The organism is Paenalcaligenes suwonensis, from assembly GCF_011290505.1.
Lineage (GTDB): Bacteria > Pseudomonadota > Gammaproteobacteria > Burkholderiales > Burkholderiaceae_B > Paenalcaligenes > Paenalcaligenes suwonensis.
In genome coordinates, this window is the sequence record NZ_JAANPV010000004.1 from 48,364 (window position 1) to 74,270 (window position 25,907).

23 protein-coding genes and 1 riboswitch are annotated in these 25,907 nt (G+C 51.7%); of the genes, 13 read left to right on the top strand and 10 right to left on the bottom strand.

The genetic code is table 11. The annotated features are described in order from the left end of the window. The first annotated feature begins 5 nt into the window (after positions 1-5). From GY634_RS07305 to GY634_RS07330, 6 genes are all read left to right on the top strand, one after another. Positions 6-1,526, top strand: a complete 1,521-nt coding sequence (locus GY634_RS07305; RefSeq protein ID WP_166407899.1) for an amino acid ABC transporter permease/ATP-binding protein — start codon at positions 6-8, stop codon at positions 1,524-1,526. Positions 1,527-1,532: 6 nt separating this feature from the next. Beyond that, complete coding sequence (locus tag GY634_RS07310) at positions 1,533-2,810, top strand: amidase (protein ID WP_166407900.1); 1,278 nt, start codon at positions 1,533-1,535, stop codon at positions 2,808-2,810. Next, on the top strand, positions 2,797-3,183 hold the full coding sequence (locus GY634_RS07315) for an ectoine synthase (protein WP_166407901.1): 387 nt from the start codon (positions 2,797-2,799) through the stop codon (positions 3,181-3,183). The genes GY634_RS07310 and GY634_RS07315 overlap by 14 nt, the downstream gene beginning before the upstream one ends. A gap of 29 nt (positions 3,184-3,212) precedes the next feature. Then, a complete protein-coding gene (locus GY634_RS07320; RefSeq protein WP_166407902.1) occupies positions 3,213-4,058 on the top strand; it encodes an urea carboxylase-associated family protein in 846 nt (281 codons plus the stop codon). A gap of 4 nt (positions 4,059-4,062) precedes the next feature. Then, the gene (locus GY634_RS07325; protein ID WP_242683638.1) at positions 4,063-4,743 is read left to right on the top strand and encodes a GntR family transcriptional regulator; all 681 of its coding nucleotides are present in this window, start codon (positions 4,063-4,065) and stop codon (positions 4,741-4,743) included. Positions 4,744-4,935: 192 nt separating this feature from the next. Then, a complete protein-coding gene (locus GY634_RS07330) occupies positions 4,936-5,376 on the top strand; it encodes a universal stress protein (RefSeq protein WP_166407903.1) in 441 nt (146 codons plus the stop codon). Between the two features lie 62 nt (positions 5,377-5,438). Here GY634_RS07330 and GY634_RS07335 read toward each other — a convergent pair whose 3' ends face one another. Genes GY634_RS07335 through nadE form a run of 3 tightly spaced genes read right to left on the bottom strand, consistent with a single transcriptional unit; the run spans position 5,439 to position 7,920 of the window. Next, complete coding sequence (locus GY634_RS07335) at positions 5,439-5,960, bottom strand: cytochrome b (RefSeq protein WP_166407904.1); 522 nt, start codon at positions 5,958-5,960, stop codon at positions 5,439-5,441. Between the two features lie 25 nt (positions 5,961-5,985). Further along, positions 5,986-7,053: an AI-2E family transporter gene (locus GY634_RS07340; RefSeq protein WP_166407905.1), complete on the bottom strand. Its 1,068-nt coding sequence runs from the start codon at positions 7,051-7,053 to the stop codon at positions 5,986-5,988. Between the two features lie 24 nt (positions 7,054-7,077). Next, entirely contained in the window at positions 7,078-7,920 is an 843-nt protein-coding gene (gene nadE, locus GY634_RS07345) for an ammonia-dependent NAD(+) synthetase (protein WP_166407906.1), read from the bottom strand. A gap of 176 nt (positions 7,921-8,096) precedes the next feature. Here nadE and GY634_RS07350 point away from each other — a divergent pair, with 176 nt between their 5' ends. Next, the gene (locus GY634_RS07350) at positions 8,097-9,218 is read left to right on the top strand and encodes a GGDEF domain-containing protein (RefSeq protein WP_166407907.1); all 1,122 of its coding nucleotides are present in this window, start codon (positions 8,097-8,099) and stop codon (positions 9,216-9,218) included. Positions 9,219-9,753: 535 nt separating this feature from the next. Here the strand turns inward: GY634_RS07350 and ilvD are convergent. After that, positions 9,754-11,619, bottom strand: coding sequence for a dihydroxy-acid dehydratase (ilvD, locus tag GY634_RS07355; protein WP_166407908.1), 1,866 nt, complete (start codon positions 11,617-11,619; stop codon positions 9,754-9,756). A 148-nt stretch (positions 11,620-11,767) separates the two neighbouring features. On the opposite strand from ilvD, the gene ppc reads away from it, so the two are divergent. The 3 genes from ppc to GY634_RS07370 are packed head-to-tail and all read left to right on the top strand — an operon-like array spanning position 11,768 to position 16,076. Continuing rightward, positions 11,768-14,590: a phosphoenolpyruvate carboxylase gene (gene ppc, locus GY634_RS07360; RefSeq protein WP_166407909.1), complete on the top strand. Its 2,823-nt coding sequence runs from the start codon at positions 11,768-11,770 to the stop codon at positions 14,588-14,590. A 45-nt stretch (positions 14,591-14,635) separates the two neighbouring features. Continuing rightward, complete coding sequence (locus tag GY634_RS07365; protein WP_166407910.1) at positions 14,636-14,854, top strand: hypothetical protein; 219 nt, start codon at positions 14,636-14,638, stop codon at positions 14,852-14,854. A gap of 4 nt (positions 14,855-14,858) precedes the next feature. Beyond that, complete coding sequence (locus GY634_RS07370; RefSeq protein ID WP_166407911.1) at positions 14,859-16,076, top strand: class I SAM-dependent methyltransferase; 1,218 nt, start codon at positions 14,859-14,861, stop codon at positions 16,074-16,076. Here GY634_RS07370 and GY634_RS07375 read toward each other — a convergent pair. Continuing rightward, the gene (locus GY634_RS07375) at positions 16,073-17,221 is read right to left on the bottom strand and encodes a tRNA nucleotidyltransferase/poly(A) polymerase-related protein (RefSeq protein WP_278249023.1); all 1,149 of its coding nucleotides are present in this window, start codon (positions 17,219-17,221) and stop codon (positions 16,073-16,075) included. The two genes, GY634_RS07370 and GY634_RS07375, sit on opposite strands and share 4 nt — an antisense overlap. Next, positions 17,221-19,254, bottom strand: a complete 2,034-nt coding sequence (locus GY634_RS07380) for a lytic transglycosylase domain-containing protein (protein ID WP_242683640.1) — start codon at positions 19,252-19,254, stop codon at positions 17,221-17,223. Before GY634_RS07380 ends, GY634_RS07375 begins: the two co-directional genes overlap by 1 nt. Before the next feature lie 135 nt (positions 19,255-19,389). Between GY634_RS07380 and GY634_RS07385 the strand changes: the two genes are divergently transcribed. Further along, positions 19,390-19,992 (top strand): 5-formyltetrahydrofolate cyclo-ligase, encoded by a 603-nt coding sequence (locus GY634_RS07385; RefSeq protein WP_166407913.1) that lies wholly within the window; start codon positions 19,390-19,392, stop codon positions 19,990-19,992. A 53-nt stretch (positions 19,993-20,045) separates the two neighbouring features. Here GY634_RS07385 and metF read toward each other — a convergent pair whose 3' ends face one another. The 4 genes from metF to metK all read right to left on the bottom strand — a co-directional run bounded on the left by metF (position 20,046) and on the right by metK (position 24,152). Continuing rightward, positions 20,046-20,885 carry a methylenetetrahydrofolate reductase [NAD(P)H] gene (gene metF / locus GY634_RS07390; RefSeq protein WP_166407914.1) on the bottom strand — a complete coding sequence of 280 codons (840 nt, stop codon included), beginning with the start codon at positions 20,883-20,885 and terminating at the stop codon, positions 20,046-20,048. Beyond that, the gene (locus GY634_RS07395; protein ID WP_166408121.1) at positions 20,863-21,219 is read right to left on the bottom strand and encodes a phage holin family protein; all 357 of its coding nucleotides are present in this window, start codon (positions 21,217-21,219) and stop codon (positions 20,863-20,865) included. Before GY634_RS07395 ends, metF begins: the two co-directional genes overlap by 23 nt. Before the next feature lie 56 nt (positions 21,220-21,275). Continuing rightward, complete coding sequence (gene ahcY / locus GY634_RS07400) at positions 21,276-22,679, bottom strand: adenosylhomocysteinase (protein ID WP_166407915.1); 1,404 nt, start codon at positions 22,677-22,679, stop codon at positions 21,276-21,278. A 73-nt stretch (positions 22,680-22,752) separates the two neighbouring features. Continuing rightward, a riboswitch (S-adenosyl-L-homocysteine riboswitch) is annotated at positions 22,753-22,838 on the bottom strand. Positions 22,839-22,979: 141 nt separating this feature from the next. Continuing rightward, positions 22,980-24,152 (bottom strand): methionine adenosyltransferase, encoded by a 1,173-nt coding sequence (gene metK, locus GY634_RS07405; RefSeq protein ID WP_166407916.1) that lies wholly within the window; start codon positions 24,150-24,152, stop codon positions 22,980-22,982. A 214-nt stretch (positions 24,153-24,366) separates the two neighbouring features. Here metK and GY634_RS07410 point away from each other — a divergent pair, with 214 nt between their 5' ends. Together GY634_RS07410 and GY634_RS07415 are read left to right on the top strand one after the other, a co-directional pair. Then, entirely contained in the window at positions 24,367-25,227 is an 861-nt protein-coding gene (locus GY634_RS07410; RefSeq protein ID WP_278249025.1) for a lysophospholipid acyltransferase family protein, read from the top strand. A 38-nt stretch (positions 25,228-25,265) separates the two neighbouring features. Then, positions 25,266-25,907 (top strand): DUF484 family protein, encoded by a 642-nt coding sequence (locus GY634_RS07415; protein ID WP_166407918.1) that lies wholly within the window; start codon positions 25,266-25,268, stop codon positions 25,905-25,907.

Consider the following 25,907-nt stretch of genomic DNA (forward strand, 5'->3'; position numbering starts at 1 on the left):
TTGTAATGGAATTTGATTGGTCGTATGCGTATAGCCTGTTGTTTGATCAGGATTTTTGGCTGGCTTGCTGGACAGTGGCCAAACTGGGTTTTCTCTCTTGGCTGCTAGCAGGTGGGTTAGGTTTCTTTTTAGCTCTGGCAAAACAGTCCAGCATACGGCCCATCAATTGGCTCTCTAGGCTCTACATCTGGTTTTTCCGCAGCTTGCCTCTGTTGGTTTTACTGATGTTCATCTACAACCTGCCGCAAGTATTCCCTGCGTCAGCCAATGTGCTCACCGAGGCTTTTTATGCAGGTTTAATCTCGTTAGTGCTTAGCGAAGCGGCTTATATGGCTGAGATTCACCGTGGCGGTATTTTGGCCGTACCGCGTGGCCAATACGAAGCGGCTAAAGCGCTGGGGTTGCGATACGCCGGCATTCAGCGCCTGATTATTATTCCGCAAGCCATACGTATTGCCCTGCCTACGCTCAGCAACGAATTCATCACCATCGTCAAGCTAACGTCACTGGTTTCCGTCATTTCATTGACCGAAATCCTGCTGGTAGGCCAACGCCTGTACACGCATAACTTTCTGATCTTCGAAACCATGTTGGCGGTCGCCTTTTACTACGTGTTGATGGTGACGATCTTTGACAAAGCCTTAGGCTGGTTAGAACAGTACTTAGATGTGAGCCAACGCAAGCCCAAGGCGTATCAGTTAAGCGCGAGTGAAAAAGCCGCTATTCACGCGGCACAACCTGCTAGCGCCTCTACAACGTCTGTGGCGTCAGACAGCGCTACGCCTGCCTTAGAAGTACGCCAACTGAACAAATACTATGGCGAACACCATGTGCTCAAGAACATAAACCTCAGCGTACGCAGTGGTGACGTGATTTCTATTATCGGCCCCTCAGGTTCCGGTAAAACCTCGCTTATCCGTACCCTAAACGGGCTAGAGCCTTTTGCAGACGGCAGTGTGTGGATTCATGGTCAGCACTTTTTAGGTACGCAAAATGGCCAATGCTTAACCGCGCCACACCCAGAACTGATTCTGGACATTGGCATGGTGTTTCAAAGCTTCAACTTGTTTCCGCACCGCACGGTACTGGATAACGTGACCTTGGCATTGGGCTATCACAACCGTGGCACAGCAGCGTCCCGCCGTATTGAGGCACTTACCCAGCTTTCACGAGTAGGCATGGTAGAACACGCCAATAAATACCCACATCAGCTCTCGGGCGGACAGCAACAGCGTGTAGCCATTGCCCGCGCCTTGGCGATGCACCCCTCCATCATGCTGTTCGATGAACCTACTTCTGCGCTAGACCCAGAGCTAGTGAATGAAGTGCTGCGTGTGCTGGAGTCCCTTGCTGCCGAGGGTATAACCATGCTGATCGTGACGCATGAAATGCGCTTTGCCTTCAACGTGTCTAACCGCGTCATCTTCATGGAAAACGGTGCCATCTTGCACGATGAATCGCCTGCTGATTTACGTCAATCCAGCGATACACGTGTGAGCGAATTCCTGCGCCAACTGAATCACTAACACGACATGGGTACAGCCATTCACACCACAGCCCATTGCTTGCAGCGTATTGCTGCCTTGCCTAACGAGGCAGCGCTCGCGCTGACGGCCATTGACCAGACTGCTAAGCCTGCCAGCGAAGGTCCTTTACACGGTCTAAACCTAAGCGTTAAGGCCAACATAGATGTGCAAGGTTGGGTAAGCCACGCCGGGTCCGCCGCCTTTGCGCAGCACCCTGCCGCCGCACAAGATGCTCCCCTCGTACAGCGCTTACGCCAGCAAGGTGCCACCATTCTGGCACAAAGCAACATGACCGAATTTGCCTACGGTGCCCTTGGTCTAAACGGGTATTTTGGTACGCCCATGAACCCCCGCTACCCTACTGAAGCCCGTGTGCCGGGCGGTTCCAGTTCGGGTGCCGCCGTCGCCGTCGCATCCGGTTTTAGCGATGCGGCACTGTGTACAGACACCAGCGGCTCGGCCCGTATCCCCGCTGCGTTCTGTGGCGTAGTAGGCTTTATCCCCACCAAAGGACTACTGCCTGAAGAAGGCATATTCCCCTTATCGCCCAGTTTTGATGTGCCTGGCATTATGAGTCGCCACGTACAAGGCTGCCAACGCATTTTCACTGCCCTAGCGCCTACCCACGCCACCGAAGTACCACTGCCGGAGCGCTGGACCTTACTGATCCCTTCTGAGCTAGCCACTCTAGGCATAGATGCCGCTGTACAGCGGCAGTTTCGTGCTGCCTGCCATGCCTTAACTAAGGCTGGGGCCACCTTAATAGAAGCTAATTTCCCCGCCTTAATCACGGCAGGGGCTACCGCAGCAGAAGGCGGCATGATCAGCGCCGAGGCCTATAGCATCCACCAACCTTGGCTAGAAACAGATGGCGCACGTTATGACCCACTTATACATCAACGTATTAGCGCTGGGGCCACACTGCCTGCATGGCGCTATGCCCAAGCACAGCACGCACTGCGTACGCAAACCCAGCATGCACAACAACAGTTAGCACACGTTGATGCTGTGCTCACCCCCACGTGCCCCATGTTGGCGCCTGAACTAGCACCACTGCATGACCCTGAAACCTATCTAGCGACTAATAGACGCTCTTTCTCGCTCACCGAATTTGCTAACCGCTTACACCTACCTAGCCTGAGCCTGCCCTATACCCCAGCCAACGCACACAGCATTGGCTTATTACTGACAGCAAAACCCCACGACGAGCCACGCTTATTTGCGCTGGCCCAGTGGATAGAAACCCTTTTACTTGCCGAGGAGCAATACCATGATTGTGATTAATGCTGAACAACTGCGCGGAACCCCACGAGACGCTAGCGGCCCAGGCTGGCAAAGCGTACGCATGATTGTAAAAGGCGATGGCATGGGCTATTCCGTGCACGAAACACGCATCACCGAAGGAGCAGAGCTAGAGCTGGAATACAAAAACCATTTCGAAACCAACTACTGTGTGGCTGGCGAAGGCGAAGTGAAAGACCTCAATACGGGCAAAACCTACCCTATTAAGGCAGGCGATATCTACGCACTAAACCTAAATGACCCTCATATTCTGCGTGCCACCAAGGGTGATCTGCATTTGCTATGTGTGTTCAACCCACCGCTAAACGGTGACGAAACCCATAACGCGGATGGCAGCTACGACGTTCGCGACTGATCTCACACTTCCTCATTAAAGGTAATCACATGGGAAATTATCCTGCCGCCTACCAATCTACCCAAGGCTCGGCCCTCTCGGTAGACAAAGCCTTTTATAACCGTCTCATCACACGCCCTGAAACGCGCACCTTGGTGGACAAATTTGTTGTGCCTATTCGCAGTGGCAAAGCGTGGGAAGTACCCGCCGGCCATGTTTGCCGCATTGTGACCATTGATGGCCCTCAAGTTGCTGACCTGAACATATGGAACCGCCACGACCCACGCGAACGCATGTGGGCTTCTCGTACCCGTCAATTACAAGCAGCACACGTCAGTATTCATGACCGCCTGTGGTCTACACTGCCCTTTTTACGCCCACTGGCCACCATTACGGATGACACCTTAGCGAACTACGGTATTGATGGTGACGGTGGCCGTGTGCACGACTTGCTTGGTACCCGCTGCGACCCGTACGTCAATCATCTGCTCACAGGTGAAGACTTCCACTTTCACTGTCACTCGAACCTCACCCGTGCCGTTGCGCCCTACGGTTTAACGGAATTCGACGTACACGATGTCTTAAATGTGTTTCAATGCACTGGCTTAAATGACGACGATCAGTACTTCATGAAAGCCTGCCCTGCCCAAAAAGGGGATTACTTTGAGTATTTCGCAGAAATAGACCTGCTATGTGCGCTATCCACCTGCCCAGGCGGTGATCTATCTGTACCACTTTGGGGGCCAGATGCACGTGATCCTATTGATGTTTGTCGCCCATTAGGTGTAGAAGTATATGCGTTGGCACCTGAACTGCTTGAAGGTTGGTCACAACCTGAACGTGCCCAATACAAAGGCCATCACGGCATGAACCCTGAACTCGTTCAATGGAGATGAGTCATTGAAAACCAAAATCGATGCGGAAAAGCTATCTATTGTTGATGTCATTGGCTACAAACTGCGCAATGACATTATCGAAGGTAAGTTAGCGCCCGGCGAACAATTGATAGAAGTAGATTTGGCCCAAACTTACGATGCATCACGTAATAGCATCCGCGAAGTGCTGCATCTGCTTGTACGCGATGGCTTAGCCACGGCTATACGTCATCGCGGTGTCTTTGTGCGCAAATTCCACGTCGATGATCTTCAAGACCTATACACAGCACGTCGAACCTTGGAGCTGCACGCCGTGCGCTCCTCGCCCCCGCCCTCGCGTGCACTCTTAAACAAAATGGCCCGAAACAACAAACAAGCCGAACGTGCACTAGCCAAAGAACAATGGCAAGAGGTGGGTTCGCTCAGTTTGATGTTCCACCAACTACTGGTGTCTATGCTGGGCAGCAAGCTGTTGGATGAGTTCTTTCTCACACTCTGTGCGCAGTTGCGATTGGTGTTCTTTGCCGGACCAGATGAAAAAATCGTACAAGCCCCCTTGTGGATAGAGTGGGAGCGGCGCATTCACCAATGTCTATGTGACGGTGATATCGCTCAAGCCGAGCACGAATTAGCAGAATATCTGGATGCGTCTGAAACCGCATTAAGCAAGGTAGTCAGTACATACCAAAACTCTGGTCTGAAATAAGCGCAACTTTTACCTGTTATTACAGCCTTTTGCTATAGGCTACGAACTTTACTGATATAGTTTTTAACAGGACAAGCTAAATAGCGTAAAAACACAGGGAACACGGTGGCTTGACCCGTATCAATCCCTTTTTTACCTATCATGGCAAAATGTGTTTAAGCCCATTGTTTTTTCATCAAGGTATTTCAACATATGAAAACTGTACTCTTGCCCTACGACGGTTCCGACACCGCCAAACGTGCTCTGCAATATCTGATTGATCTGTCCAAGGATTACTCTGGCTTTTCAGTGCATGTACTGAATGTGCAGTTTGATCCGCAAATTTATGGCCGCAGCTACACAGCCTTCATTGGTGATGCGCTGAAGCAACTGCGTGAAGACACACACAAATACGCCATCGACATGGCTGAGCAAGCCGCTGCACAACTGCGCGAAGCTGGCATTAACACCACCGCCCACGCTGCTGTGGATACCGATATCGCGTTCGCAGTGGGTGAGCTGATTAAGTCCCAAAAATGCGACTCTATCGTCATGGGTACCCGTGGCATGAGCGGTTTGGGTAATCTGTTCTTGGGCTCTGTTGCAACACGCATCATCCATCAGGTAGACATCCCTGTCACCCTGATCAAATAAGCAGGTAGCACCCAACAAAAACAGGCGCATAAAGCGCCTGTTTTTTATTACCTACCGCTTTATTACATGCGGCCTAATACATCGGTAGCGGGATTACGTCTATGCCAGTACGCCAGCACAATGTGCATAAAGATGGCGATAAACAGCACAATACCTAAATTACCGTGCCAGTTATTACCCAAGGCCACCATCCATTCAACCTTGTTGTCGCTCGCCTGGGTAATGGGGATGCCAAAGTAATCAAAGGCGCGTCCCGATCCATATTGGCGGAACAAGGCCATACAGGGCACCACCACCATAAACAGATACAGCAAACGGTGTCCCCACAGTGCAAAAGTGCTGATGGCTTCTGGCGATTCCTCGCGCATTTTCCATGCCCACAATACCCGTATCCACCACAGCAAGAACAAGGTAAAACCGATCAGCCTATGCCAGGGCCAGAGCGCATCCGAGAAAGGAGTCTCATCTGCGAATCGTCGTGCCAGAATCGTTACTAGCATGACTCCAAAACCTACCGCCATTAACCAATGCAAAAAACGGCTCACCCCATCGTACCGTGTTTGCGCATGGGAAAAAGAACGCATTACTGCCTCCTTCATCTACAAAAAGTTAGGGAATAGGACGAGTAGATGCTGCTTGGTGTGTCCACTCTCGCCACATAGCTACCAACAAAGCCATCAAGACTGGGCCAATGAACAACCCCACAAAGCCCATAGTCTGTACACCACCTACCAAACCAAAAAACGTAGGCAAGAAGGGAAGCTTCACCGGGCCGCCTACTAATCGAGGCCGCAGAGTTTTATCTACGATGAAGAGCTCTATCGCCCCCCACAAGAACAAGCCTACCCCTGCTCCCACACTGCCAGAACCTACTAAGTACAGCGATACCAAAGTAAAAGACAACGGTGCACCGCCTGGTATTAATGCCATGAAACCCGTGACCACCCCCAATAACGCTGGAGACGGCACACCGGCTACCCAATAGGCAATACCCAGCACAATCCCCTCGCCCAGTGCGATTAAGCCCATACCGGTAACGGTGGAGTTCACCGTCGCGGGTACCACACGGGAAAACCGCTGCCAGCGCTCAGGCACTATACGCTCCCCGATCACATCTAACTGAGACAATATATGATCGCCATCTTTGTAGATGAAAAATAAGGTAATCAGCAGAAACAACAGCGTCAGCATCAGGTGAAAAACGTTACCTGTAGCGGACAACACCATGCGGTAAATATTGCCTAAATGCTGACCACTTACCATCTCTACCATGGTGCCCAACGCGTGGGGTTCACCTAGGTATAGTGTCCAATACTCTGACACGCGATCCCCTACCAACGGCAAGGCGCTGATCCAATCTGGTACAGGCATACCATCACGGTTAGTCTCTAAAGCCCACGCAATAAAGCTGCTAGCCTCTTGGATAGCAAAAGAAAGGGCTAATGAGATAGGTACTACCACCACTACAATCACCACCAATAGCGCTAGGGTGGCGGCTAAGGTATTGCGATTATTGCAGCGTATTAATAAACGTCTATACAGCGGCCAACTGGCCAACCCTATAATCAGTGCTGCCAGCACTGGGACCAGAAAACCCCGCAAAAAATATAAACCGGCCAGAACTATAAGTAGCAATAACCAACGAGCAATCAGATGAGCCGGTAGTACAGGTTGCATAGATAAAGCGTCCGTGAGTAAGGATCAAGCAGTAAAAGGTGGCGTAGCGGGTAAGGCGCGCTTATGTGCAGAGGCCGCAAAGTAGCGCAACATAATTTGAGCGGCCTCATCGCTGACTGCTTTACCTTCTAGAAAATCATCGATTTGCTCATAACTTACACCAAAAGCATCTTCATCTGGCTTTAGCGGTGACAAATCTTCTAAATCGGCGGTAGGTACTTTATACACTAGCTGATCGGGCGCTCCCATAAGAGAGCCTAAACCACGTACTTGGCGCTTCGTGAGCCCCGACAACGGCATAACATCAGCGGCCCCATCACCAAACTTGGTAAAGAACCCCATCAAGGCTTCCGCAGCATGATCACTGCCCAACACTAACCCAGATGCCGCAGCCGCGGCGGCGTATTGCGCCACCATACGTTGTCGAGCTTTGATATTGCCTACAATGAAATCTTGCTGGGCTGCACTGGCAAAACTTTGCCCTGCTGCGACCAGCTGCGCCACCATCGCGTCTGTTGCTGGCTTGATATCCACCGTTAAGCGTTCGTCGGGCTGGATCACATCCATACACGCTTCGGCATCGGCCGCATCGGCTTGTTGTCCATAGGGCAGCCGCATCGCAATAAAACGTACGTTTTCGCCCTCGCCACGTAAGCGCTCGGCCGCGCGTTGGGCTAAGCATGCTGCGACGAGGGAATCCACCCCACCACTAATTCCTAACACCATCGCCCGTACACGACTGCGCTTCACATAGTTCATTAGAAAAACCAGACGACGTTCTAGCTCGTGCTCTAGGTTAAGCTCGGCTTTCACGCCTAATTCTTCAATAATTTGTTGTTGTGCCTCGCGCAATCTTGCATCCTGCATAGTCTTTTCCTACTTGAGTTCCAACTGCATTGAAGCACTTATTGTAATGCCATGCAGCTAGACTCACGGTTAAAAATCGACCCATTTACCCTACAGATCCTGACAGTCTGACAGAACATTACCCGCTATACTGATAATACTTTACCAATTGCGTCATTTCGTTACTGTCTATCAGGATGACAACCTCTTCCTTACACGACCTAAAAACACTGAGCATCGCTTCGCTACAAGATACCTTCTCTACGCGTTATCACTCCAAAGACTTCAGCTTTGCCCGCAGTGAATACCTATGCGTTAGGATACAGATCATTGCTTTGCTCTTTGCCTTACTGACCCCATTATGGGCAGTCATGGACCACTTAGCGTTACCGGAAGACACACTCAACACACTGCTGTTTTTACGTGTGATGATGTTTATTGGCTTGGTCGCTATCTTGCTAATCTCTAGGTTCAAACGCTCTAACCGCAGCAGCTTACTGCTTAGTGCCGCTCTGTTTATACTGCCGGCTCTGTTCTATGGCGCTGTGCTGTTCTATTTACCTAAAGACGGGCATTACTCACTAGTAGGCTATAGCTTTATCCCGTATTTACTCACGGCCACCTTAGGGATCTTCCCCTTCACACTGATAGAGTCTTTGGGCATAGGGTTGTGCTTACTTGTGCTGCAGTTTTGTTCCGGTTTTGTAGATGGTTCGGTGTTTAGCCCTAGAGCCTTACAAGACCTATGGCTGCTGGCAGCCCTGTTGGTGATTGCCATGACCACCAACCATTTTCAGTTGGGTTTGCTACTGCGCTTATACAGACAGGCCACCCACGACCCGCTAACGGGCTTACTGAACCGCACGGCGCTGACGCGTCACATCGAACACCACACACCGCAAGAGCTAACACCTCCCGTAGCCGTGATGCTGCTGGATCTAGACCATTTCAAACAAATCAACGACCAACACGGCCACTCCGTAGGCGATCAGGTGCTTAAGCGTTTTGCGCTACTGCTGAAAAAAGAAAGCCGCCAACAGGATGTCATTTGTAGATACGGCGGTGAAGAGTTCTTGCTACTAAGCGGCCCCTGTACAGTAGAGGCTGCCATGACCCACGCCGAACGTATACGCGAAACCTGCCATCAGCTTTGCTTGACCAACTTAGAGGGTGAATCTGTCAGCCTCACTGTCAGCATAGGCATCAGTATGTTGCGGCATGGCGAGCACTTAAACGATGCTATACAACGTGCGGATCAACGCCTATACCAAGCCAAACGAGCAGGCCGCAACTGCATCATGGCTGGCACGGCAATCTAAGCTGTAATAGTCGTTACAGCCCACTTAGTCACCACCTGCTGCCGTAGCCTAAGGCTGCGAAAGTATTTTTTTATTTGAGACACCAAATAAAAAAACACTTCCATCCGCCTTTTGCTCGTCGCTTACAGAGGTTTTTGATTGGGTGGCTACTGTCAGGTATTTCTATTTCTGTAGCAGGTAGTGAAAGAGTGGTGGCTCACGCTGGTAATGACAAATCTGTATGCAAAATAAGTGAGCCTAATCGCTGCTGTTAGGTTTGATTAAAGCGCTATTGAAGAAAGGGCAGTAAGCCTATCAATTGCGATACTTCAGAGGCGGCGGAGGAAAACTTTTTTGATTTGGTGTCTCAAATCACAAAAAGTTGTTCCGCAGTCCCTCAGCATGTGCGATGAATACAGTGGTTACTACGAATCAGCATCACGAGTAGAAGCCCACCACGCGTTAATCCACAGCGCGTGCAATGAACAGCAGTAACCCGACAACGAAAAAAAGGCAGCACTAAGGCTGCCTTTCTTCATGTCTACAACGACGTAACTTACTTACGGTACAACTGACTCACGTCACGTACTGCACCACGGTCAGCCGAAGTAGCCAATGCCGCATAAGCACGCAACGCTTGGGATACTACGCGTTTGCGGTCCTCCACAGGCTGCCATGCATCTGCACCGCGCGCTTCCATTGCTGCACGACGTGTCGCCAATTCGTCATCGCTAACGGCCAAGTGAATACGACGATTAGGAATATCAATTTCAATCACGTCGTTTTCTTCTACCAAACCAATGGCGCCGCCTTCTGCCGCCTCAGGCGACGCGTGGCCAATCACCAAGCCAGACGAGCCACCCGAGAAACGGCCATCGGTAAACAAGGCCGCTTTAGCGCCTAGACCTTTGGATTTCAGGTAAGACGTTGGGTACAGCATTTCTTGCATGCCAGGGCCGCCTTTAGGGCCTTCGTAGCGAATAATCACTACGTCGCCTTCGCCTACTTTGCCATTCAAAATACCATCTACCGCGCTTTCTTGGCTTTCGTAAATACGCGCACGACCAGTAAAGGTCAGAATGCTTTCATCCACACCCGCTGTTTTCACGATACAGCCGTTGACTGCCAAGTTACCGTACAACACCGCCAAGCCGCCATCTTGTGAGTAAGCGAACTCTTTGCTGCGTATACAACCGCCTTCGCGGTCTAGGTCTAAGTCTTCGTAGTAACGATCTTGGCTGAATGCCACTTGGGTAGGAATGCCACCCGGTGCAGACAGGTAGAATTTTTCTACCGCTTTCAAGTTTTCACCCTTAACGTCCCAACGACGAATGGCTTCGCCCAGCGTACCGCTGTGGATATTGTTCACGTCTAGGTTCAGCAAATCAGCGCGTGCCAGCTCTGCCAAAATACCTAAAATACCGCCCGCGCGGTGTACGTCTTCAATGTGGTATTGCTGTGTAGCAGGGGCCACTTTACTCAAGCATGGCACACGACGCGAAATGCGGTCGATATCGCTCATGGTGAAGTTCACTTCGGCTTCTTGCGCTGCTGCCAACAAGTGCAATACGGTATTGGTAGAACCACCCATGGCCACGTCTAGTGTCATGGCGTTCTCAAAGGCTTCAAACGTTGCTACGTTACGTGGCAACACCGATGCGTCGTCTTGTTCGTAGTAACGTTTGCACAGTTCTACAATCAAACCGCCAGCCATTTCAAACAAGCCTTTACGGCGTGCGTGCGTGGCCACAATGGTACCGTTACCTGGCAGGGACAAACCCAGCGCTTCGGTTAAACAGTTCATGGAGTTAGCGGTAAACATACCCGAACAGGAACCGCATGTAGGACAGGCGCTGCGTTCGGTTTCGGCAACCTCTTCGTCAGACACATTGTCTTCAGCCGCTTGGATCATGGCATCTACCAAGTCCAACTTACGCACCACGGTTTTGCCATCTTTGGACATCACTTTACCGGCTTCCATCGGGCCGCCGGACACAAAGATGGTAGGAATGTTCAAGCGTAAAGACGCCATCAACATCCCGGGGGTAATTTTGTCGCAGTTAGAGATACACACCATCGCATCGGCACAGTGAGCATTCACCATGTACTCGACGGAATCCGCAATCAGTTCACGTGAAGGCAGCGAATACAGCATGCCATCGTGACCCATAGCGATACCATCATCCACCGCAATGGTATTGAATTCTTTGGCTACACCACCTGCTGCTTCGATATGACGTGCCACAAGCTGGCCCATATCTTTAAGGTGTACGTGCCCCGGAACGAACTGCGTGAACGAGTTCACAACGGCAATAATAGGTTTGCTGAAGTCGCCATCTTTCATGCCCGTTGCGCGCCACAATGCGCGCGCGCCGGCCATGTTGCGGCCATGAGTAGATGTACGTGAACGATAGTGTGGCATGTGTGCTGCTCTAGTCAAAAAGCATGTAAAAGAAGACTATGATAAACGTGCAAGCAACATAAAGCGACCAGACTGCTAAAAAAACACAGCCAATTGCTTGCAAGTGAATCTAAAACGCCCCGCATACCCCACATCTACAGGAGACACCATGCCCCAGTTGCGTCCAACATCCACCGAATTACCCCTGCTACGCCAAGACATACGCCTGTTAGGCAAAGCACTGGGAGACGTGATTTACGACACGGATGGGGCAGAGATTTTCACGATTATCGAGCGACTGCGACGCAGTGCTGTGGGCTATAGACGCTCGGGCGATAAGCAAGAACTGCAGACCCTTACTAACGCCATTCCGCAACTCAGTCAGTTAGATGCCCATACCGTGGCACGGGCATTTGCCTACTTCCTGCACCTGTCTAATATTGCTGAAGACCGCGAACAAACACGCCAACGCCGCCAGCACAGCCCCGAACAAACACCCGGCTCGCTAGAGTACGCCTTGGCCTTATTTGCCAAGCAACCTGAACCCGAGCAACTGCTGGCTTTTCTAGAACAAGCCTGTATTGTGCCGGTGCTGACTGCTCACCCTACCGAAGTGCAACGCCAAAGCACGCTCGCACTACATCAGGCGATTGCTGCGCTATTGCCTCTATTGGATCAACAAGCGGCTGGACACCAACCCCAACTGCGTCATCGCTTAACCGCGTTAATCACTACCATGTGGAAAACGCGCATGCTGCGCCAACATAAACTGACTGTGCTGGATGAAATTGACAACGCGTTGGCCTACTATCCGCACACGTTCTTCCAAGCCATTCCGCAGCTGTACCACGACTTAGACTTACTGTTGCACCCCGCAGCCGCCAACACCCGCTCGGCGTTAAGCCAACCTCCGCTGCGCCCCTTACCTGCTTTTTTACGCATGGGAAGCTGGATTGGTGGTGACCGAGATGGCAATCCCAACGTCGATGCCAACACGTTGGAACAAGCGTTACTGCATCAAAGCAGTACGGCTTTGCGTCACTACTTAAGCGAACTGAAAGCCTTAGGCACTGAGCTGTCGTTATCGGAATCTTTGGCCCCAGCCAGTGAAGCCTTGATGGCATTATCAGCGCAAAGCCAAGACCAATCCCCACACCGCGTGGATGAACCCTACCGACGCGCCTGCATTCATTTATATGCGCGCGTTGCTGCCACTAGTCAGCACTTAACCGGCAAAAGTCTGGCAATGCACCACACTTACGCGGCACCGCCGTACGACTCCCCTGACGCCTTGCTAAGCGACCTGCAGTGTATTGCTGACTCGTTGCAAAACAGCCATGCGGCGGCCATTGCTGACTTACGTTTACGCAACTTGATGCAAGCGGTCAGCATCTTTGGCTTCCATTTAGCCACGCTGGATTTACGCCAAAGCTCTGACGTACACGAGCGCGTGTTACACGAACTGTTCCAAGCGGCTGGCGTGCAATTTCAAGGCAAACTGGTGCAATACAGTCAACTAAGTGAAGATGACCGTATTGCGCTGTTGCGCCAAGAAATGGCCGAAACCCGCCCGCTAGTATCGCCCTGGTTAACCTACTCGGACGAAACCGAGAAAGAGTTAGCCATACTGCGCTATGCGGCCAAAGCCCGCCAACAATATGGCCACCGTGCGATTGAGCAAAGTATTGTGTCGCACACTGAAACCCTCAGCGACTTGCTGGAAGTACTGGTGCTGCAACAAGAAACCGGGTTACTGATCCCCGGGCTGCACGATAAGCAATCCTCTGGGTTAATGGTGGTCCCCCTGTTCGAGACCATTCCTGACTTGCAGTGCGGTGCAGCCATTATGGCGGCCTACTTGGCCTTGCCTGAAGTCTCGGCCCGCATACGTCATGCACAAGACTCCGTACAAGAAGTGATGCTGGGGTATTCAGACAGCAACAAAGACGGCGGCTACTTATGCTCTAACTGGTCGCTGTACCAAACCGAGCGCGAACTGCTGGAAGTTTTTAACCAACACGGTGTTCGACTGCGCCTGTTCCACGGGCGTGGTGGCTCTGTAGGCAGGGGCGGTGGCCCTAGCTTTGACGCTATCTTGGCTCAACCTGCTGGTACGGTTAACGGCCTGATTCGCTTAACTGAACAAGGCGAAATCATTCAAGGTCGATATAAAAATGCCGACGTAGGCCGTTGGCACTTAGAAATGTTAGTAGCGGCTACCTTACAAGCTAGCCTCAACAGCTCTACCGATGTAGAACACGAGCAAGTCAGCAAGTACGGTGCGGCCATGCAGTTTATGTCGGATGCTGCACGCGATAGCTACCGTGCCTTGGTGTATGACACCCCCGGCTTTAACGACTACTTCTTTAGTGCCACACCCATACGCGAAATAGCAGGCCTGAACATAGGCTCACGCCCCTCGTCACGCAAGGCATCGCAAACTATTGAAGACTTGCGCGCAATTCCGTGGGGTTTCTCATGGGCGCAATGCCGTCTGCCCATTACCGGCTGGTACGGCGTAGGCAGTGCCATAGAGCGCTACCTCAATGAAGGGATTGCTGGTGGCCCACGCACCCAAGAACTACGCCTGCAACAACTACGCGATATGGCTAAAGAATGGCCATTTTTCCGCACTCTCCTGTCCAACATGGAACAAGTGCTGGCTAAAACTGACCTAGACATTGGCGCTGCCTACGCGACTTTGTGCCCTGACGACGCCTTGGCTACCCGTATTTTTGGTGCCATACGCGAAGAGTACGAACGCTGCTGCACGCTATTTACTCTGCTCACCGAGCACGCCCTGCTAGAACACGACCCAGCATTGCAAGCAGCTTTAGCCGAGCGTTTTGCTTATATTGACCCGCTTAATCACCTGCAAGTAGAGCTACTGCACCGTCTGCGTCAGCACCCGCTAGACACGGCCACCGAGGAGCAAGAGGCTATACATATTACGATTAACGGTATTGCGGCTGGCCTTCGTAATTCGGGCTAAAGCCTGATTCTGCCTGCTGGTCTAGCTACCGGCAGGCAGGCTACAATGCTCTATCCGGTTATTGTTTATGCCATGAAAGCTTTCTTGCAACGCCCTATCTGGCGCGCCATTATCCTTTGCATACCCCTGTGGATAATTTTCAGTAATTTCGTGCTCGCGGTGATTAGCGCGACGGCCATCAGTTACCTGATAGGCATGATTACTGAACTTCGACGCTTACAAGCACGCCAACGCAACAAGTCTGAACCGCCATCCTCTTCTTGATCACATGAAACTGCTGCAAACACCCCACTTTCCTTCAGGTCTTCCTATGTTGGAACCTGAACTGGCTACTGTTCTGGATCAACACCATCAGGCGCTTAGCGAACTCATCCACGCCGAGTCGGGCTTTGTACCCTTTGACCGCTGGATGCACCACTGTATGTATGCCCCGGGTTACGGCTATTACACCGGCGGCAGCACAAAATTTGGCAGCACTTCGCCACAAGGCGACTTCACCACGGCTCCCGAACTTACCCCCTTATTTGGTCAAACCGTTGCCACACAAATACACCAAGTATTGCAACAGCTAGGTAGCGTACAGGTGGTAGAGTTTGGCGCAGGTACAGGCGCATGGGCCAAAGCCATTATTCCTGCGTTGCTAGAACTCGGTATCACCGTGGAATACGCTATTCTTGAACTGTCGCCCGACCTACAACAGCGCCAGCAACACACCTTGGCCGAGTTTGGTGCACAGGTGCAATGGTTGCAGCAGTTACCCGAAGACTTTGTAGGCTGCGTGATTGCTAACGAAGTCTTAGACGCTATGCCTGTACATCTGGTAGAGCGTGCTGCTGACGGCAGCATTCTGGAAGTAGGTGTCACGCTCGTTGATGCGAGCAGCGCAACAGCTCCATTAGTCAGCCCCTTTCAATGGGCTGCCAAAGCGGCTAGTCCTGAATTAGCCGCTATCGCTGAACAACGCTTGCCCAACATTCCAGGCTACCGTACAGAAATTAATCTACAAGCTGAAGCGTGGATCAAAGAAGCGGGCCGTTGGTTAAAGCGCGGGGCGATTTTGCTGTTTGACTATGGCTTTCCTCGCCACGAGTACTACCACCTGCAGCGCATTGAGGGCACCTTAATGTGCCACTTCCGTCATTACGCACATGCTGAAGCCTTGTTGTACCCCGGCCTGCAAGACATTACTGCACACGTGGATTTCACCGCTATGGCAGATGCCGCCTTAGAAGGTGGTTTAGATGTATTGGGCTACACAGCACAAGGCCGCTTCCTGCTTAACTGTGGTCTGGCACAACATTTAGGCCATGCACCAGACAGCCAAAATGCTGAGGCCACTGCACGCTGGGCACATACTGTGGGTGCAGCACAAAAACTGTTGTCTGAAGCCGAAATGGGTGAGCTGTTCAAAGTACTAGCATTGGGTAAAGACGTAGACCCACCGCTCATTGGCTTTTTTAGTGGCGACCGACGCGATCGCCTTTAGTTCGCCATCAGGCTGGATAACACCACCACGCGGGCAGCCTGCACAGTTGCCCGTATTTGTGCACCCTGTCCAGCATACTGACGAGCAATACTGGCGGCATCCACCTGTAAGACAGCCTCTAAACGCAGCAACCATAGCGACTCATCTACGGGCCTATAGCAGCGTAATGCCCCTACCAATTGCTTGAAGCGCTCGGGCCTACGTAAGGCATCTAACTGTTCTAGCCACTGCAGTTGTGTCTCGGCTGACGCACCCGCGTCTAAGGCGGCGTGCGATAACGACACCGACACCAACTGCGACAAATCTCGGCATTCGGCAGAAGCTCGTATACTCGTTGCCAACGCTAACGCATTATCACTAGCACCACACAGTACGGCGTAACGCTGAACACTGTCCAAATCGTGCTCAATCGCCTGATGCAACGCCTGCTCTACTCGCGTGTCATAACGCAAGCCCGGTAATACGCGCTGTGTGGCGTGTACAGATTCCAGCACCTGTATAAAACGCCACGGCGCTTGGGTGTTCAACGCCTTACGCAGTTCTTGCCAAATACGCTCGGGCACCAATGCATCAACTTCGCCATCTGCCACTAACTGCTGAGCTAGCTGTTCGGTTTCAGCAGCAATACTAAAGGAGCTGAAACGTGCTGCAAAACGCGCTAACCGTAGTAACCGTACGGGGTCTTCTACAAAGGCATCCCCCACATGACGCAATAACTTCGCCTGCAAGTCTTGCAGCCCATTTAGGGGATCAATAATGCTCCCCGTCGCCCCTAACGCCATCGCGTTGATGGTTAGGTCCCTACGGCGTAGATCGTCTTCTAAGGTGACTTCGGTACCCGTATAAAAGGTAAAACCTTGGTAGCCCCGACCCGACTTACGTTCTGTACGCGCTAAGGCATATTCCTCTTTACTACGTGGGTGCAAGAAAACGGGGAAATCCCCCCCTACTGGAATGAAACCACGTGCTTGCATGGCTTCGGGGGTGGTGCCCACTACCACCCAGTCTTTGTCGCCAGCGGGTAGGTTGAGCAGCGCATCACGCACTGCCCCACCCACCACATACACCTGCAGCCCCGCAATAAAGCGATCATTGGTTGCAGGCCGTAATGTAGCCAGCTTTTGTGCTAAACCTTCATCAACCATTAAGGCAACGCCGCCACGCTGTTAGCGGTAGGAGAAATCACCCCTAATCGTCGTTTCAACGACTGCGGCTCGCCCGTAAACATCATGGAATAGTACGTAGCGTTAGACAGCACGTTTTTCACGTATAAACGGGTTTCAGTAAACGGAATAGTTTCCGCGAAGATGGCCCCTTCTACCGGTGCTTGCAAGCGCGAACGCCACAAAATAGGACGTTTTGGCCCGGCGTTATAGCCAGCAGAGGCCAATACCTCAGAACCATCTAACTGTTGCAACACCATATTCAAGTAGTTAGTACCCAAGATGGTGTTGGTATCAAAGTCATTCACGCTAGACGGTGTGAAATTACTCATACCAATCTTATTGGCTACCCACTTTGCTGTGCCAGGCATCAACTGCATCAAGCCAGACGCCCCCACACCCGAACGGGCATCGGTAATAAAGCGCGACTCTTGACGGATCAACCCGTACACCCATGCTGGGTCTAGACTGACCAGCTCGGCTTTTTCGGCTACTCGATCTTCAAAAGGCGCAATAAAACGCTGGTCAAAGTCTATTTCTTGACGGGTTAACAGCGATGTATTCACCACGCGGTCATAGATGTGTTCTTGGCGAGCCAACTCTGCGGCAGCACGCAACTGCCTATCGCTCATGCCACGCAATGCAAACGACCACTCTGATACTGCCTCCGGACGCCAGCCCAAACGGAACAGTTCTAACGAGCGCATCAAGCCGGGGTGCAAACGCATATCGGCAATTTCTTGTGCACTCACGCTAGCAGGACGTGCGGGCAACTGTGGCAAGCGACCTAGCTCTTCGTGGGCCAACTGACCATAGAAGTTCAAATCACCCGTGATGGACTCAAACAATGCATTCGCTTCGGCTGTTTGCCCTTGCGCTTGTAACGCACGACCTTTCCAGTACACCCAGACTGGCTCAGCGGCTTGGCGCGCCGACATCTTTGCTATAGCAGCTTGTACCTGCGGCCAATCAATGACTGGTTCACGCAGCTCAGCACGCACTTCCCACGCGTGGTTGTAATCAGTTTTAGGCGTAGTACCCGACAAACGGTACCAACGTGCAGCTTCAGGCTCTACACGCAGTGCTGTCGTTAAGCCAAACTGCCCCCATACCCAGTCCATATTTTCACGGGGGATACGGGTTTGCCAGCTTTGCTGGATGTAGGCAGCCTGAGCAGCGCGGTTTTCATCACGCCCCAAACGGGACAACGCCAAAGTAACCAGCTCTTGCTGACCACGATCTTTGATAGACCCCTGATTTTTCAACCACTGCTGAGGGGATTTAAGTAGCGCGGTATAGTCTTTCATTTGCGCTGGCGTAAAGATAATGGCGGCTAAGCGTCGTGCTTCGGCGGCTTTACCCTCTTCCAGTGCATTGCGCATCAAACCGCGCACATCTTGCCAACTAATGGCTTGGTCGGCGTATAGCTGATCCAACATGGTCCAACAGCTAGCACCGGGTTTAAATTGCGACAACACAGTTTGACTATCCACGGCTTGGCCTGCCATATGGCGTGCATAGCTTTGCGCACAGCGTGTCTGCGAGTTACCTAGATCGGCCGCATTAAGCTCGTTAATCAAGGCATAATCGCCGCCACGCATCGCCACGAGCGACCAATCGCCTTTTAAGCGTTCTGCCAAGTAGTGGTCAGGATAGGTGCGCAAGAAATGACGCAAGGAATCGGCTGGCGCTACAGTACGACTGTCTTGTAATTGCTGACGTAACGACCAATACTGCGGATAGGCCCCTAGCACTGGGTCATCTTTAGCCTGACTAGCCAAACCCGGCAAGGCATTCCAACGTTTAGCGTCTAAGGCATCTTTAGCTTGTAATACGGCTTGGCGTGCTTGAGGCGCCACCGCAGGCATCGCCGCCAAACGCGGTAAAGTAGGTTCTGCTGCCGCTACCTGAGTGGTAGGCGGTTTAGCATCAATCGTTTTTTCTGCATGCTCACTGGATTGCGCTCCGGATGAACATGCAGACAACCCCAATACCGACAAGGCTATCGTCAACATGGAAAGCGTCGACGGCAACACGGAATGTGAAACCGCTTCGTTTTTCTGATACCTTAGGGGCTTTGCACTCATATTTTTACCTGCCTTGAGAACGTGCTGGGGCGGAATCGCCGGACTGTAGGACACCAATTCATTATGTTACGACAAAGACTGCTAGAAAAACGTAAACAACAAGCAAAATCCGATACAAACCGCGGTGCTCTGCTGATGCGCGGTCGGTTGTACACATGGGTAGCAGGTATCAATAAGGCACGTACCGAAATCAATAGAGCCCCCATCAGCCATATTGCCGCATTTTGGTCCTTAACGGATGAGCCGGAATTGCAACCATTGTTATACAAATGGGCAGATGAAGGAATGCACGTTTCGTTACCAGTGGTGATAGGACCAGATCAGCCACTACGCTTTAGCCCTTGGGATCCAGACGAAGACATGAAAACCGGTGCTTTTGGCATTATGGAACCCAACACCAATGACGAAGCCCCAGCTCCCCAACTGATTTTAGTGCCTACCTTGGGTTTTACTCGCCAAGGCGACCGTTTGGGCTATGGTAAAGGCTACTATGACCGCACGCTGGCCGCGCTACGCGATCAAGGTCATCACTTCACCACCATAGGTTTAGGCTGGGCATGTGGCGACTTGTCGGCAGAAGAGTACACCCCTCAGGATCACGACTTCCAATTGGACGCTGTATTAACCGATAAGGGCTGGGCCAAACCCGCCCCCACCACGCTGTAATGCCGACCACACCATAGAAAAAGGGGCTGTACTAGCCCCTTTTTACTGCCTGATTACTTAAAGCTTAGCTTAGGTAAGATTGCCATCGACGCATCCGCACCGTTTAGCGTATAGAAGTGAATACCCGGAGCACCGCCATCCAGCAGGTCTTGGCATAAGCGTCCGATCACATCCACCCCGAAAGCACGTATAGACGCACGATCATCACCAAAATCGGCCAAACGCAAACGCATCCAACGCGGAATCTCGGCACCACACATATTCGAGAAACGCAGCAGTTGCGACGAGTTGGTAATAGGCATAATGCCAGGGACTATAGGTATATCTAAGCCCTTCTCGCGTACTCGCTGCACAAAATCAAAGTAGGCATGAGGCGTGAAGAAATACTGCGTAATCGCACTATTTGCACCTTTCTGCACCTTGTTGATGAAGTTCTGCAAGTCGGTTTCCATGCTGATCGCTTGCGGATGCATTTCGGGGTAAGCCGCTACCTCGATGTTGAAATGATCACCACTGTGCTCACGAATCAAGCTCACCAAGTCGCTGGCGTAACGCAGCTCTCCGGCGGCACCACCCATCCCGGATGGCAGGTCACCCCGCAACGCCACAATACGGTTGATGCCACGTTCGCGGTAATCATCCAAGATAGCGAGCAACTCGTCACGCGTAGAACCCACGCACGAGATATGCGGTGCCACGTCAAAACCCAAGTTTTGAAGCAACTCCACTGCACCCACGGTACCTGAGCGGGTAGAACCACCCGCCCCAAAGGTCACGCTCACATAGGCTGGATTCAACCCTTGCAGAGTTTTGGCTGTACGTACCAGTTTTTCCTGTGCGGCAATATCGCGCGGCGGAAAAAACTCCAGACTAAGAGACTGCGTTTGAGTCATTGACTAATAACCTTGAAAAGAACCCTGAGACCACACTATAAATAATGGCGCCTATCACTGCCCACCAGAAACCATCCACTTGGAAGCCGCTTAGGATTGAGCCAGCCATCCAGAATACCAGCGCGTTAATGACTAAAAGGAATAAGCCCAATGTCACGATAGTAATGGGCAAGGTCAACAACGTCAGAATCGGTTTGACCAAGGTGTTGAGCAGGCCTAGCACCACAGCAGCAATCATGGCTGAGCCAAACGAGGCCACATGAATCCCTGGCAGCACGTAAGCAACCACCAACAGTGCCACAGCATTCAGAATCCAGATCAGTAACAAGATCATCATGAAACTCCCTTAAAAAAAGGGCACTGCACAATGCAATGCCCTGCTCTACACGATTAGTAGCGGTAGTGGCCTGGTTTGTAAGGGCCATCTACAGGAACGTTGATGTAGTCAGCTTGTTGCTGGCTCAACTCGGTCAGGTTTACACCCAATTTCTTCAGGTGCAAACGTGCTACTTTTTCATCCAAGTGTTTAGGCAATACGTAAACTTGGCCTTTTTCGTAGGCTTCGCCACGTGTAAACAACTCGATTTGCGCAATGGTTTGGTTGGTGAAGGAAGCAGACATCACGAAAGAGGGGTGGCCTGTAGCACAACCCAAGTTCACCAAGCGGCCTTGTGCCAACAAGATGATGCGTTTGCCATCTGGGAAAATAACGTGATCAACCTGAGGTTTGATCTCTTCCCATTGCAGGTCTTCAATCGCGGCGACGTCGATTTCGTTATCGAAGTGACCGATGTTGCAAACGATAGCTTGGTCTTTCATGCGCTCCATGTGGTCACGCGTGATCACATGGTAGTTACCTGTAGCAGTCACGAAGATGTCCGCTTTGTCAGCAGCTTCTTCCATTGTCACCACACGGTAGCCTTCCATGCTGGCTTGCAATGCGCAGATAGGATCAATTTCTGTCACCCACACTTGAGCGCGCAAAGCGGCCAATGCTTGTGCACAACCTTTACCCACGTCACCAAAGCCCACTACGACGGCGATCTTACCGGCAACCATTACGTCCGTTGCACGTTTGATGCCATCTACCAGTGATTCGCGGCAGCCATACAGGTTGTCGAACTTAGATTTGGTCACCGAGTCGTTCACGTTGATTGCTGGAAACGCCAATTCGCCACGTTTGGACATTTGGTACAGGCGGTGTACACCTGTAGTCGTTTCTTCGGTTACGCCTTGGATTTGTGCCAGACGTGTGGAGTACCATGTGCCGTCTTGCTGCAAGCGTGCACGAATGCTGGCGTACAGCACGCGCTCTTCTTCGCTGGTGGGTTTGTCCAGTACCGACACGTCTTTTTCTGCGCGTGCACCCAGGTGCAACAACAACGTGGCATCGCCACCATCGTCCAGAATCATGTTGGCTTGTTCACCAGGCCAGTTGAAGATGTCGTGGGCGTATTCCCAATACTCTTCCAGCGTTTCGCCTTTTACCGCGAATACAGGGATGCCTGCATCAGCAATAGCAGCGGCTGCGTGGTCTTGTGTGGAGAAAATATTGCAAGATGCCCAACGTACTTCTGCACCCAACGCCACCAGTGTTTCAATCAGCACAGCGGTCTGGATCGTCATGTGCAAACTGCCAGCAATACGTGCGCCTTTCAGTGGCTGGGAGGCGGCGTACTCGTCACGAGTTGCCATCAAACCCGGCATTTCTGTTTCAGCGATAGCGATTTCTCGGCGGCCCCAGCCTGCCAAGCTAATATCTGCAATCACGTAATCTTCAGTTTTAACAGTCATGTGTGCTCCGATAAAGAGGTGCGAGAACCGACGGGGCACACTGCTGGCATCACCACGGCTTCTCGGCACGAGAATCTGGTGAGCGTCGTTGAAGGGGATCAACGCTACTGCCTGAGCCTGGCAAACCGCACGGGGTTTGTCGCAACGCTCCTCAGACAGGAATCAAAACGTGTAAATTGTACCTGCTAATTGTCTTCGTGCTAAGACCTAATACCCTGATTTTAGCGAAGGCCTCTAGCAACGAAAGCGAGCATCAAGAACACAAAGAGGCGCCTAAGCGCCTCTTTGTACTATGAGCAATTACGCCAAACCAGCTGCAGCACGCAACGCCGCTGCTTTATCGGTGGCTTCCCATGTGAACTCCGGCTCGTTACGACCAAAGTGGCCATAAGCGGCTGTTTTGCTGTAGATAGGACGCAGCAAGTTCAACATATTGATAATGCCTTTAGGACGCAGATCGAAGTGCTCGCGTACCAATTCGGCAATTCGCTCATCCGACACTACACCCGTACCTTCTGTGTACACCGTGATGTTGATGGGTTCAGCCACACCAATAGCGTAACTGACTTGCACTTGGCACTGACGTGCCAAACCAGCAGCTACGACGTTTTTCGCCACATAACGTGCCGCATACGCAGCAGAACGGTCTACTTTGGAAGGATCTTTACCCGAGAAAGCACCACCACCGTGAGGGCAAGCACCACCGTAGGTATCCACAATGATCTTACGACCAGTCAAACCGCAATCGCCTTGTGGGCCACCAATCACGAATTTACCGGTAGGGTTCACCAAGAACTTGGTGTTTTCGGTCAGCAATTCTGCAGGGAAACTAGGACGAATGATGTGTTCAATCACCGCATCACGAATGTCTTCCTGAGAGATTTCAGGGGAATGCTGTGTGGACAATACTACGGTATCCACTTCCGCAGGACGACCATCCACATAACGGAAAGTCACTTGGGATTTAGCGTCTGGGCGCAACCATGGCAAACGGCCATCTTTACGCAATTCGCTTTGGCGCTGCACCAAACGGTGTGCGTACCAAATCGGGGCTGGCATCAAATCAGGAGTTTCGTCACACGCGTAACCAAACATCAAGCCTTGGTCACCGGCACCTTGGTTCAGAATTTCTTCTTCTGAACGGTCTACGCCCTGTGCAATATCTGGTGACTGTTTGTCGTATGCCACCAAAACGGCACAACCCTTATAATCAATTCCATAATCGCTATTGTCGTAGCCAATGCGTTTGATGGTGTCGCGTGCCACTTGGATGTAATCCACGTTGGCTGTCGTAGTAATTTCACCGGCCAAGATCACCAAACCGGTGTTGCACAGCGTTTCAGCTGCCACACGCGCATTAGGGTCTTGTTCGAAGATGGCGTCTAGAATTGCGTCGGAAATTTGGTCAGCAACCTTATCTGGGTGACCTTCAGAGACAGATTCAGACGTAAATAAGAAGTCGTTATTTGCCACAGCTTTTGCGTCCTGTAGTGATGCGCATTAAAAGGAAACGAGCTGCGTTGCACCACATACACAAAGGTTTAATCGGGCGCGACGCTTTAGCGGGTTTAAGGGCCAGTAAACTGGCATATCGCTCCGCAAGTTGTCGGTTAACTCAGCGATAAATTGCATTTTAAGCGAAAATGACACATCTTTAAATGTATAAACAAATTTCTGGCGTTATGCCCTGGGATTTATGCTGTTGTTTTTATTACGTCTGATGTCTGCGTTGCCGCTGCGCGTGCTGCATGCGCTGGGACGCTTTGTGGGTTCTATTGTCTATTTTGTGCCAGGCCGTTACCACAATAGGCTGCGCGAAAATGCGGCACAAGCCGGTTTTACCAACCGTGGATTTGCGCGCCGTGCGGCTGCCGAAACCGGTGCCATGCTGATGGAGCTGCCTAAAGTATGGCTACAAACTGAGCAGTGCTTACGCATGTGCCAAAACCCTGACTCCGACATCGTGACCCAAACCTTGGCCGAAAACCGAGGTGTACTGTATCTGACCCCACACTTAGGCTGTTTTGAAATTACTGCCCGCCGCTTGGTGCAATATGGCCCAATCACGGTAATGTTCAGACCCCCCCGCCAATCGTTTTTAGAGCCAGCCATGCGCGCCTCGCGCGACACTCCCGGCCTACACTCGGTACCGGCCAACGTGCAAGGTATACGCGAATTTGTACGGGCATTACGCCGTGGTGAAGCGGTAGGAATGCTGCCCGACCAAGTCCCCAGCAGTGGTGATGGTTTGTGGCTGCCCTTTTTTGATAAACGTGCCTACACCATGACGTTAGCCGCTAAATTGGCCTTACAAACCAAAGTACCCGTCGTCTTAACAGCGGGTGAGCGTTTGCCCAAAGGCCAAGGCTGGAAAATTCATTACCTACGTTTACCAGAGCCCTTCCCTGACAACGTAGAAGACATGGCCTTACTGATTAATCAAGGCATGGAAGAGCTGATTCAACGCTTTCCCGAACAATACCTATGGAGCTACAACCGCTACAAGGTTCCGCCCGAGGCTCCCCCCATTCCAGAACACCTACACTAAACTTAACGCTGCCTACCGCTTTTGCCAAAGGATACTGCATGAGTCCCTCTGATCTGAACGCCCTTGCTATCGCCCAGTTTCTGAGTACCCACCCAGATTTTTTCCTGCAACATCGCGACCTCTTTTCAGAGTTACGTGTTCCCCACCCTCATGAAACCAGAGCAATTTCGCTGGGCGAGCGTCAAATACTAGGGCTACGTGCTAAGAACAAAGAGCTAGAACGTAAGCTGCACACACTGATAGAAAACGCCAGTGCCAACCAGCGTATTGCCGAGCAATTACGCACATGGACATGCGCCATGCTGGCAGAAACCGATACAGCGCAACTGCCACTGCACATACAAGAATCACTGACCGAAGTCTTTGACCTAGATGCTATTGCTCTGCACTGCTGGGGCGATTTTGCTGCCACAGAAGCACCTGAAGCACTGCAAACGTATGCACAAACGCTGACCACACCTAAATGTGGCATTCCGCCACAAGAGGTGCTGGCACTGCTACCTGACAGCATTCAATCAGTGGCTGTGGTGCCACTACTGCATCCTGACACCCAGAAGAACTCTGGCATCCTGATTTTGGGTGCAACGCAAGCAGAACGTTTTGCCGCAGATATGGGCACCGAGTTCTTGGTCAATATTGGCCAGCTGTGTTCTGCCGCCCTTAGCCGAGGCACAGCCTAA

What these genes read in the sequence shown, in the direction of transcription:
- GY634_RS07305 (WP_166407899.1), top strand. Translation starts at nt 6, where the DNA reads ATGGAATTTGATTGGTCGTATGCGTATAGCCTGTTGTTTGATCAGGAT.
- GY634_RS07310 (WP_166407900.1), top strand. Translation starts at nt 1,533, where the DNA reads ATGGGTACAGCCATTCACACCACAGCCCATTGCTTGCAGCGTATTGCT.
- GY634_RS07315 (WP_166407901.1), top strand. Translation starts at nt 2,797, where the DNA reads ATGATTGTGATTAATGCTGAACAACTGCGCGGAACCCCACGAGACGCT.
- GY634_RS07320 (WP_166407902.1), top strand. Translation starts at nt 3,213, where the DNA reads ATGGGAAATTATCCTGCCGCCTACCAATCTACCCAAGGCTCGGCCCTC.
- GY634_RS07330 (WP_166407903.1), top strand. Translation starts at nt 4,936, where the DNA reads ATGAAAACTGTACTCTTGCCCTACGACGGTTCCGACACCGCCAAACGT.
- GY634_RS07335 (WP_166407904.1), bottom strand. Translation starts at nt 5,960, where the DNA reads ATGCGTTCTTTTTCCCATGCGCAAACACGGTACGATGGGGTGAGCCGT.
- GY634_RS07340 (WP_166407905.1), bottom strand. Translation starts at nt 7,053, where the DNA reads ATGCAACCTGTACTACCGGCTCATCTGATTGCTCGTTGGTTATTGCTA.
- nadE (WP_166407906.1), bottom strand. Translation starts at nt 7,920, where the DNA reads ATGCAGGATGCAAGATTGCGCGAGGCACAACAACAAATTATTGAAGAA.
- GY634_RS07350 (WP_166407907.1), top strand. Translation starts at nt 8,097, where the DNA reads ATGACAACCTCTTCCTTACACGACCTAAAAACACTGAGCATCGCTTCG.
- ilvD (WP_166407908.1), bottom strand. Translation starts at nt 11,619, where the DNA reads ATGCCACACTATCGTTCACGTACATCTACTCATGGCCGCAACATGGCC.
- ppc (WP_166407909.1), top strand. Translation starts at nt 11,768, where the DNA reads ATGCCCCAGTTGCGTCCAACATCCACCGAATTACCCCTGCTACGCCAA.
- GY634_RS07365 (WP_166407910.1), top strand. Translation starts at nt 14,636, where the DNA reads ATGCTCTATCCGGTTATTGTTTATGCCATGAAAGCTTTCTTGCAACGC.
- GY634_RS07370 (WP_166407911.1), top strand. Translation starts at nt 14,859, where the DNA reads ATGAAACTGCTGCAAACACCCCACTTTCCTTCAGGTCTTCCTATGTTG.
- GY634_RS07375 (WP_278249023.1), bottom strand. Translation starts at nt 17,221, where the DNA reads ATGGTTGATGAAGGTTTAGCACAAAAGCTGGCTACATTACGGCCTGCA.
- GY634_RS07380 (WP_242683640.1), bottom strand. Translation starts at nt 19,254, where the DNA reads ATGTTGACGATAGCCTTGTCGGTATTGGGGTTGTCTGCATGTTCATCC.
- GY634_RS07385 (WP_166407913.1), top strand. Translation starts at nt 19,390, where the DNA reads ATGTTACGACAAAGACTGCTAGAAAAACGTAAACAACAAGCAAAATCC.
- metF (WP_166407914.1), bottom strand. Translation starts at nt 20,885, where the DNA reads ATGACTCAAACGCAGTCTCTTAGTCTGGAGTTTTTTCCGCCGCGCGAT.
- GY634_RS07395 (WP_166408121.1), bottom strand. Translation starts at nt 21,219, where the DNA reads ATGATCTTGTTACTGATCTGGATTCTGAATGCTGTGGCACTGTTGGTG.
- ahcY (WP_166407915.1), bottom strand. Translation starts at nt 22,679, where the DNA reads ATGACTGTTAAAACTGAAGATTACGTGATTGCAGATATTAGCTTGGCA.
- GY634_RS07415 (WP_166407918.1), top strand. Translation starts at nt 25,266, where the DNA reads ATGAGTCCCTCTGATCTGAACGCCCTTGCTATCGCCCAGTTTCTGAGT.